General features: G+C 68.9%; 1 protein-coding gene. It reads left to right on the forward strand.

What is annotated here, in order from left to right:
• The first annotated feature begins 359 nt into the window (after positions 1 to 359).
• Positions 360 to 1,436, forward strand: a complete 1,077-nt coding sequence (locus DEIPI_RS0112640) for a type IV pilus twitching motility protein PilT (protein ID WP_027481995.1) — start codon at positions 360 to 362, stop codon at positions 1,434 to 1,436.
• Positions 1,437 to 1,518 lie beyond the last annotated feature (82 nt).

Here is a 1,518-nt window from a genome sequence, read left to right on the forward strand (position 1 = left end):
GCACGAGGGCGCGGATGGTGGGCGCGGAGGGGCGGCGGGGGCGGAACCAGCGGCTCCCGGCGTGCTCGACGCTGAGGGCGGCGGCGAGCGCGACGAGGATCACGATGGTGGTGGTGACGAGGTAGGGTACGGGCGTCGTCATGGGCGTCTCGGGTGCGCTGGGGAAGCGTGCTCTCATCATGAGAGGCCGTTCGTCACGCTTCTCTTACAAGTGTGCGAACCACGCACGGGGGTAGTCGGACCCCGTCCGGACGGGCTCATCGCCCTTTCCGAGGATCGTTTCCGGCGCCCCTTCTCATGAGAGAATGAAAGACGAATGAGCCACATCCCACTGAATCTTGAGCCGTTATGCTGACTTCGTGAGTTCCTTCCACGACCTTCTCACGCGGCTCGTCGCGCTCGACGCCAGCGACATCCACCTCCGCGCCGGCTCCCCCCCCATGGCGCGCGTCAACGGCGAGATCAAACGTTTCGGGCAGTCGCCGCTCTCGCCGGAACAGCTCCAGAAGATCTGCCAGATGATGATGCCCCGCCCCACCATGTGGGACGAGTTCGTCTCGCGCCGCGACTCCGACTTCGCGTACGGCCTGCAGGGCGTCGCGCGGTTCCGCGTCAACGCCTACTGGCAGCGCGGCACCGTCGGGCTCATCATGCGCGTCATCAAGGACAAGGACATCCCGAGCTTCGCCGACCTCGGCCTGCCGGAGGACACCTTCACGCACCTCTCCAGCCAGGAGCGCGGCCTGATCCTCGTGACGGGCCCCACCGGCTCCGGCAAGACCACCACGCTCGCGAGCATGCTGGACTTCATCAACAGCACCAGCCCCGTGAACGTCGTCACGCTCGAGGACCCCATCGAGATCCTCCACCGCGACAAGGTCGCCACCTTCAACCAGCGCGAGCTCGGCGCGGACACCCTGTCCTTCTCCGCCGGGCTGCGCGCCGCGATGCGCCAGGACCCCGACGTGATCCTCATCGGCGAGATGCGCGACAAGGAGACCGTCGAGGCCGCGCTGTCCGCCGCGCAGACCGGACACCTCGTGTTCTCCACGCTGCACACCCTCGACGCGATCCGCACCGTGAACCGCATCATCGACTTCTTCGCGCCGCACGAACGCGACCAGATCCGCCTCGGGCTCGCCGAGTCCCTCGTCGGGATCGTCAGCCAGCGCCTCCTGCCCCGCAAGGGCGGCGGACGCGTCCTCGGGCACGAGGTGCTCATCGGCACGCCCACGGTGCGCGAGTGCGTCAAGGACGAGGACAAGCTCGAGGACATCAAGGAGGCGCTGCTGCGCGGCGGGAACACCGGCATGCACACCTTCGACCAGCACCTCGCCGACCTCGTCCGCGAGGGCCACATGACCCCCGAGGACGCCGCGCAGGCCGCGACGAGCCCGCACGAACTCAAGCTGCTGCTGCTCCAGCACAGCATCTGAGCCCACGCCGCGCGGCCCGCCCTCCTCACGCGGGCGGGCCGCGCCCCTTCAGCCGCCCAGCGGTCACCGTCGCCGCGCGGCG

Source organism: Deinococcus pimensis DSM 21231, assembly GCF_000519345.1.
Taxonomy (GTDB): Bacteria; Deinococcota; Deinococci; order Deinococcales; family Deinococcaceae; genus Deinococcus_A; species Deinococcus_A pimensis.